The organism is Sphingomonas xinjiangensis (assembly GCF_014199255.1).
Classification (GTDB): domain Bacteria; phylum Pseudomonadota; class Alphaproteobacteria; order Sphingomonadales; family Sphingomonadaceae; genus Sphingomonas; species Sphingomonas xinjiangensis.
Genome location: NZ_JACIJF010000042.1, coordinates 1 through 7,987 on the forward strand (window position 1 = coordinate 1; position 7,987 = coordinate 7,987).

A 7,987-nucleotide genomic window follows, 5' to 3' on the forward strand; every position below is an offset into this window, starting at 1 on the left:
GGTCCCAACGGCGCGAAAGACGAGTTCCTCCTCGCCGCTACCGCCCAGAACCTCCGCAAGATGGCCAAGCTGATCCCGATGCCGGCCCGGATGGCTCCCGTCTAAGGCGCCGCGGGCGCATGACTCCGTTTCAAACCGCGCGCTTGCCCGCGGCCGACTCCGACTTATTCAACACAATCCCCCAATTGTTGCCTTTCGGCGCGGCCGAAGACCCACCCGTTTTCTGCCGTCCGTTCAGGCTCTGACTCTCGTCCGATACCAATCTGCTTACATCTCTCATTCCGGTACAATGTCGCGAAGCTGGCAGTCCCTACTTGGGTTAGGCCTGCAGTTGATACGGCCTGCAAACATTTGGGCGTTTGCTCCCAATCATTCACCGTCCGGTGCGGGTAATATTCCAGATATGGCGCTAACTTTACCATCTGGCGTGGGTATGAAGGCCATCATTCGTCGACCTTTCGAGAACTCTAGAATATATTCGTCGCCGCCCAGCATGTCAGGCCCACGGAATTTGAGTAAATTCAGCGTTCCAAGAGGGGCAAGCTGACCTCGAAGAGCGGGCAGCTGCTCGCGTGTTGTTGCGGCCAGCTCCGGCGATAGCTGCGAATAGTCTGGTTTCCCCGAAGCTAGACCGGTCAGTAACTTTCGCAACGCCGGCTCAGACCCCGCCAAGGGCGCGGTGCGAGGTGCAAACAGCCGTTGATCTGACGCCACATTGATGTCCATCACCGGCTTCTGCCCTACGCGCTTCAGCGCAGTGGCGAGGGCTTCTCGTGCAGGCACACTAACGTCAGGCTGGACACCGGTCCCTTCCCAATTGGTTTTCGTGATTGGGTTTTCGGCGCGACCGAAAGGGATCGAAACGCCCATCCCGTGACCAAGATCGACATACCCGGTGGGATTTGCGCCGCCGCCGGTAACCTCACCGATCAACGTGCCCCGCTTAAGCGCCTTGATGTCATAGGCGAACTCTTCGCCGCCTGAGAAAGTGCGGCTTGAGGTGAGCACCGCGACAGGGATGCTCAAAAATTTGATCGGTGTCGAAACGCTGGAAAAGTCCTGCCGAGTGAACTCCGAGCTGTTCTCCGTTCTAGAAACGATGGTGTTGATCGGAGTACCTTCGGCGGTGAAAAAGCTCACAAAGTACGCAACCGCTTCCGGAGAGCCTCCACCATTGCGACGTATGTCGATTATCAGTGACTTGCTATTCTTCAATTCGATCATGGCAGCATCGACGACGCGCTTGAAAAACTGCGGCGGTGGAAACCCGGTCACTTCGATATAACCGATGTCCCCGCCGATCCTGTCGGCTCGGGTGACACCGGCCTCGCTTTTGGGCGGTGGCTCTGCCATTCCGTCGGGCGGCCGGGGCGGCGCAATGGTTGACCAGACGCTCAGATGCTTATCGTGAGCGATTGCATTCACATCACTGGCGAGCCTGGTAGCGAGATCTGAAGGCTTCGTCAGCTGATCATAGGCGCCACTAGCCTCGACGGCTTCGATCCTGGCCGCAGCCCTCTCCCCCACATCGGGAAACACATAGCGGTTCCGAAGAGCTTGACTGAGTTTGGCGATCACATCTTTGCGGGCGGTAGCATCAAGGTTCGCCTGAGCTGGTGCAGCGCTTTCCGCGGCGGCAGTGACTTGGCTTGCGTGAGCCGGGGCCGCGGCTGTTACGGGGAGAGATAAGAGTGCCATCGTGGCTGCGAGACGCGGCATCTGAATGCCTCTCAATCTGATCGCAGAGAAGAACATCGTACCGATCCCTACCAGCCTCCAACAATGGCAAGGTGCTCGCATCTCTCATCTTCCGCAACTCGATCTGCAATCATCCCGGCAGTCGGCCTCTGATCGGCAGCTGTCACTCCTCTCATTTCCAAAACCGACATCCTGCTTGCCACCCACGTTGCGACGTTCGCTGCCTCCCAGCAGCGTCCGTTCTCGGAAGGCCACTCATAACCTGGTTCTGATAACCGATGGTCCAATCTTCGAACCTTAAGGGTTTCGGCTCGCGGTCAATGTCCGTTGCGACCATCTATCGAAGAGTTGCGGCCAGTTTGCACCCGGCAGGTCCGGTGAGAGATATTTCGGGCCAAAGCCGTGACCACCTTCCTGAAAAAAGTGCGCCTCGACTGGTACCCTTGCCATCTGGCAGGCAGCCAACATTCCCATGGGTTGGGCTGCCGGCACGACCGGATCATCTAGTGCATGAGCGATGAAGATTGGGGGTGTAAAAGATCGAACACGACGTTCGGTATCGAAGCGCGCCGCCGCCTGAGTCCCTATCCGCATCATGTCGCCGGAAATGACGGGGTAGACCAATCCAACGAATGCTGGTCGAGCCAGAACCTCATCGGCAGCGTCAACGCGGTCGTATACGGGGTCCATGAAGGCGACTGCCAGACTGGCGGCGAGTAGCCCGCCCGCAGAGAAACCGACAGCTCCGACCGCCTCGGGGCGAACGCCAAACTCCGCAGCGCGTACACGGATCAGCCGCATCGCGCGCTGCCCGTCTTGAAGAGGAACATCTTGCGGGTTCAGCCAACCTTCGCCGGGCAGCCTGTAGCCCAGCACGAAGACCGTGATCCCCAAGGGGTTGAACGTCTGCGCTACGTTCATTCCCTCATTCTCGACCGATACGAACTGGTAGCCCCCGCCGGGGATGGCCAGGAGCGCGCGGCCATCGGGACGCGCGGGGCGGTAGACGCCGACGACGGGCTCCGCGACGCCGCGCAGGTGCAGTTCGCGCCTTGGAGGATCGCCGGACATGCGGAAGTCCGGCACAGGAAGGCGGCGCGGAGAGTTGGGCGGCTGCTTCGGCCATAGGGGAAAATGCTCCCGCGGCGGCCACTTTGCCACCTCGTCCTGCGCCGCTAGCGCGCGCGGTACCGCACTCAACGTAGCTATCCCGGCAGCACCACCCAAGATCGCGCGACGATCGATCCTCATCCTCTTCCCTCCAGCTTTTCGATTTACGCCGATCTTGAGCCGCGCCGCGACCGAGTGCAACAACGGTTCAGGTGACGTGAACCCCGGGTCCCTTCATCCCTTAATGAGCCGGTTTTTGGCGGCTTACGGCGCACGCGCGCTAGCAGACTCGAGCTAGCCTAAGGTCGCTTTAGCAAGCAAATAAGCAGACTTTGCAGCCCCCAACATCCCGCGCCAGTCGACGCGGATTTCAAGTGAGCGGTTGCCATGCTCGGCTGAGTGTCTGCTTTTATCCATTCACGCTCGAAAGCAGCCGGACCGCTCACGCCCAAAGTCGGTCATCAGATGCCGCCCCTGCAGCGCCCGAAAGCGTTCGTACGTTCAGCGCCGAAATAGCCACCCCCCTGCACGTGACTAAATGCCAAAATGCTGTAGGGCCGCAAGGGCTTGCTCATCCCGAACTCGGCAGAACCCAACGCGTTCTGATACGAAACCGAACTCCAGCTGCAGGATTGCCGCTCTTCAGGCGTTCCTTGACTATCGCGTGCATGTACATTCGCTTAGCTTGATCTTCGAAGTACGGCGCATTTTCCGGCGGATCGAAGATAAGTTTGTGGCAGATAACTGAGCGGTCCGCTTGAACCTGGCATTCCACAGTTTGAGTTACGCGGCGCTTCTCCCGGACTTCCTTGGGAGGATAGTCGATCGATGCGGCAGCTTTACCGGACTCAAGTACGATTTCGGCAGACTCCACCAAAGCGCCAGAAGTGAGGTTCACCTTCGGTACGGGAATTGGAGCGATGGACACAGCTAACCTTGCCAGGCGATAGAACGGCGGCGGGCCATCCAGCACGCGGTATGCACTGTAGTTTACGAGTTTGCTCCACAACGGACGTTCCCCTCGGGGCGCCAGGCCCAAGCTAGTTCTGTCGATAGTGGAAAAACTCGGAAACGCGGAGGCCGGCGTCGCGCGGACGACCATCATTGCGAGCAGTTGGCCCGAGTTCCTCCAGCTGTCCGCCTCGCAAGTATCGAGCGTAATGGTCCCATCATCGGCAATCTCGCAAGTAACAGAAGTGTTCATAGCGCGGACGATCCCGCCCCGGTCCACCGCCTCGCGATAACGTCTGGCGATGGTCAATACACCGGGTCAAGCTGAAGCGCTGACACCTCGTGGATCTCGCTGGTGAAGGGAGCACCGCCAGCGGCCTGGGTGTCCTGCCTCAGCGGAGAAGCGAAGAGGACGCCCGTAGGTAAGCCAAGCGATGCGAGCAAGGCCAGCAGCCATCTAACTCGCGTCATTTTCCGCTTTGCCCCGTAAGCCGCGCGCGGTGTTGGCGGCATAGGCGTCGCTTGGCAAGCGCACTTCTCGACCGTGCTGCGCTGAGACTTCAACCGAGCTCGAATGGCGATATAGGCTCCCGCGCGTGCCAGAAGGGGACCGGCGGCTAACCACCCACTAGCAGACATTCTACAATTCAAGCCGCCTGGGCAACGCACGTCGGCGCGATCCCCGTGACGTAGAGGGGGCCTTCAACGCGGAAGATATTGTACCAGCTATGTGAGACTTGGCCCCTCCTGGCTGGCAGTGCCGCACTGGCCGCCTACCCCGTCTCCGCTGAGCGATCCCCTTCGGACACTCTAACCCACGATGAGCGCAGCCTCCGAGCGACGCATTCGGACGCGATCAGCCAGTGATGTAGTTGAAGCGGGCTGCACCTGGTTAGGCGCGGCGCAAACCTAAGCGTCTGTCCACGACAAACCGCGTCCGCTTTGGGGTGATTTCGGAAGCCCGCTTTATGGCAGAGAGTTGTGGATTGCGGACGCGCAGGTTCAGACTAAAGCATCGCAGTTGGAGGATCATGGGAACGGAAGGTGTTCGACGTAGGGCAAGAGGTGCTCGTGACTGACCCCCCGCCTTTGCCGGAATCGTGGTCGAGGTGGTGAGTAGCGATGGCTCGACTGCCACAGTCCACTTCGGCGGCACGCTGACGCTGACGGTTGAGGCAGGGCGTGTGTTCCCTATCGTGGTCGGGAGCGGCCATCCCTAGCGGGAACCGCTGCTTTAGCAGACGACGGGGCTAGACGATCTTGGGCGAGATGCCCATGCGCTCCCCGACCACACTGATCCGTTGCCGATGGGCGCTCGGGCGGGAGCGCTACCGAATTGGATCCCTTACGCGGACTGCTCCGGTTCCACGCATCAGAGCAGAGCGCCAACAAGCTGAATTATGTCGACTGCGTGTCTGTCGTCGCCAGTTCCTACTCCAGGGTTTGGAGAAGTCGGTCGAGTCGCGAGACTGCATGGTCGTCGCCAAGTCTGACTGCGGAAGCGATGCCTTCAAGCAAAGCTTGCATGGCAGCGAGGCCGTAGTCCCGCACAAGGTCAGCAGCGCCCATCAATCACCTCCGTGAGGCGCATAGCCCTTTAATGCGCCTGTCGCCGCAGCGCTGCGGCGGATGGAGACCCTATCAAGCCCGACAGCGCCGGAGGGCGCGAACACTCGTTGGGCAGCTTCCAAATTCAGTTCGAGCTCAGAGCCTTCACCCATGCGGCCGATAAGTTCGCTCGTTGCGATTGATCAAAGCGGCGGCAAAGCTGTTCGAGGACCACCGCACTGCGTGGCGAAGCGTTAGTAGTCACCCTAGTTCCCCTGATTGCGCGAGTCGCTTGATGTCCTCGCCGTTGACGTGGAACTAGGCTGTCACCGGTTACCGCGCACTTTCGGGTTTGCACCATCAGTTGAATTACGGGCTGGCCCGTCGGGATGGTTTTCAGCTTTCCGATTCGCGCCTTCAGCCAAATGAGTTATGCTTCTCTCAACCTCTACTGCCGCGGCTAAGCTTTGCTCAAGGTCTCGAATGTAGCGGCTGAGCGAACGTCGGGAACTATCATCAAGCAGGTCCTGGCCCAGACGCTTCGCGCGCCTAAGCTCCTCTTCAATCTTCGTCGCGGTCAAATGATCCGTCGCCTCCGGCGATGTGTTTCCAGTCGTTCGGTTAATGGACAACTCGCCATGTGGTTGCGAAACGTTGGCCGCGGCTGTCCCACTTTGGCGCACCCTGGCGGGATTTGATCCGGTTTTGGCATGGGGCGCGGTCGGTGGGAACGCACCGAGTGTATGCGTATGTGTGACGAGTATCCCGGCGCCGCTTGACCGATCACACCGGCAGGCGCTGGGAACCTCATTGCTGGGGTAGCTCAGCGGTAAAGCGCCCGCCTCGCAAGCGGCCGGCTGCGGGTTCAAGTCCCGCAGCCGGCTAAGCAACGGCGCAGTGCTTTAAAACTCCGTAGGCTACGCGCTGCCCGTTCCAACTTGTCGAGGCAGATGTCGTCGCCTCTCTGAGATCAGATGCTACGCGTCATGGTTGAGTGATCGCGTTGGTCACAAAGTAACAATTTTAACTGCAGCCGAGTGGCAGAGGTTCGCCCGACCCGGAGTGAGCTCCAAATACCCTTGGGGTGATGAGACCGGATCCGGCCCGAGCCGCAGTCTACGAGACACATGCGGTGCGCCGTGACAATGAACTTCGGCCGCGCCAAAGTGATTTGCTACCAAAGATCCCAAGCTTCCCAAGCGTATGCGGCCGAGTAGGACAGTCAAGCCAAACGAGTTCGGATTATATAACGTTATTGGTTTGCATGCCGAATCAACGAAGGAGGCAGACCTAACCTCAGGTTCTACTCAGCAAGACCGATCTGATCTCGTCGCGCCGGGCAGACTGACCACGCGCGCCTATTCGGCGGGCGCTGCTACGACAGCATCAGAGAGACTACACTGGAATAGGTCTGTCTCGTCCTTCGTATTCGAGGGTTCTCGCATCGCGGGGGCTGCTGCCGTCCGTTTTATCATCATCGAGGCGATCCATTGGAGGCTAGGTAATGCACCTCGACCCTTCTGAGTGGACGAAGACGTTTGACGCCAATTTGCTCTTAGGGGGCAGGCAGCTAGCCCCTTTTTTCAAAACGGCAGCTATCCGCCCCCAACTTCCAAAAGCGGCCCGTCTGAAATCGACCCAATCATCGCCATGAGGCCTGCGTATGCGAAGTCCCGATAGCGGACGTGCGTTCGTTGTCGCACTGCTAGGCAGCGTCCTCCTCAGCGTCGGCCGCTCGGACGTAGGCGTAGAGGGTCGGCTTGGAGATGCCGAGCGACGTGCAGATCGTCGCAATCGGCATGTCAGCCTCGTTGCAGAGCTTCAGGGCTAGGTCGCGCTTATCCTTGCTAAGTGCATTCGGCCTACCGCCCTTCTTACCTCGCGACCTGGCAGCAGCTAGGCCAGCCTGGGTGCGGTCTCGGATAAGATTGCGCTCAAACTCCGCCAAAGCGCCAAACAGGTGGAAGGTGAGCTTCCCCGATGTAGTGTTCGTGTCGATCGCCTCATGAAGGCTGAGCAGCCCAATCTTCTCCTGTTCAAGATAGGTCATCCACCCGATCAAGTCACGCAGGGAGCGACCAAGCCGGTCAAGCCGCCACACCACCAGCGTGTCGCCAGCGCAAAGCTGCTCCTTCCCTTTCTTCAATCCAGATCTGGGCACGGTCGCCCCCGAGGCCTTGTCGGTGATCACCTTGTCGCAAGCCGCCGCGATCAGCGCGTCTCGTTGAAAGTCCAGATTTTATTCCGCCGTCGAGACGCGTGCGTAACCAATTTTCATGCGCGACAGGCCACCGCTCACGTAAGTGGGCCAAACAAACCCTCAGTGTTCTGCAACGTCGTGGGCAGGTGAGACGAGAGGCTTGCCTTTCTCAACAATGTAGGTCGCGAGTTCCGCACCATTCGCTGGTCCCGGATTACGTGCCCTATGTGCGATGCCCGCCGGGACGAAGAGAACGTCACTCGCCTTAAGCGTGACGGGGCTTTTGCCCTCGAGCTGATACTCTAACGTGCCTTCGATGACGTAGATCACCTCCTCCCCAGGGTGGCGGTGCCACTTCGCTGTTGCACCCGGTGCAATGTCGATCCGCGCCTGAACAGTCTCGTGATTGGCGATCGAAAGGTCGTGACGCTGGAGGTCCGTGCGTGTGACACCTTGCTGCTGCGGGGCTGCCAAGGCGTT

5 protein-coding genes are annotated in these 7,987 nt (G+C 59.6%); all 5 read right to left on the reverse strand.

The window, feature by feature from the left end; genetic code table 11:
- Positions 1 to 369 precede the first annotated feature (369 nt).
- Positions 370 to 1,698 carry a S41 family peptidase gene (locus FHT02_RS20835; RefSeq protein WP_184092094.1) on the reverse strand — a complete coding sequence of 443 codons (1,329 nt, stop codon included), beginning with the start codon at positions 1,696 to 1,698 and terminating at the stop codon, positions 370 to 372.
- 297 nt (positions 1,699 to 1,995) lie between these two features.
- A complete protein-coding gene (locus FHT02_RS20840; RefSeq protein WP_246352609.1) occupies positions 1,996 to 2,769 on the reverse strand; it encodes an alpha/beta hydrolase in 774 nt (257 codons plus the stop codon).
- 610 nt (positions 2,770 to 3,379) lie between these two features.
- Positions 3,380 to 4,069, reverse strand: a complete 690-nt coding sequence (locus FHT02_RS20845) for a hypothetical protein (protein ID WP_184092096.1) — start codon at positions 4,067 to 4,069, stop codon at positions 3,380 to 3,382.
- A 2,943-nt stretch (positions 4,070 to 7,012) separates the two neighbouring features.
- Positions 7,013 to 7,543 (reverse strand): recombinase family protein, encoded by a 531-nt coding sequence (locus FHT02_RS20855; protein ID WP_281393348.1) that lies wholly within the window; start codon positions 7,541 to 7,543, stop codon positions 7,013 to 7,015.
- 84 nt (positions 7,544 to 7,627) lie between these two features.
- Positions 7,628 to 7,987: cupin domain-containing protein (locus tag FHT02_RS20860; RefSeq protein ID WP_425506474.1), on the reverse strand; the 360-nt coding region annotated here is incomplete at its 5' end.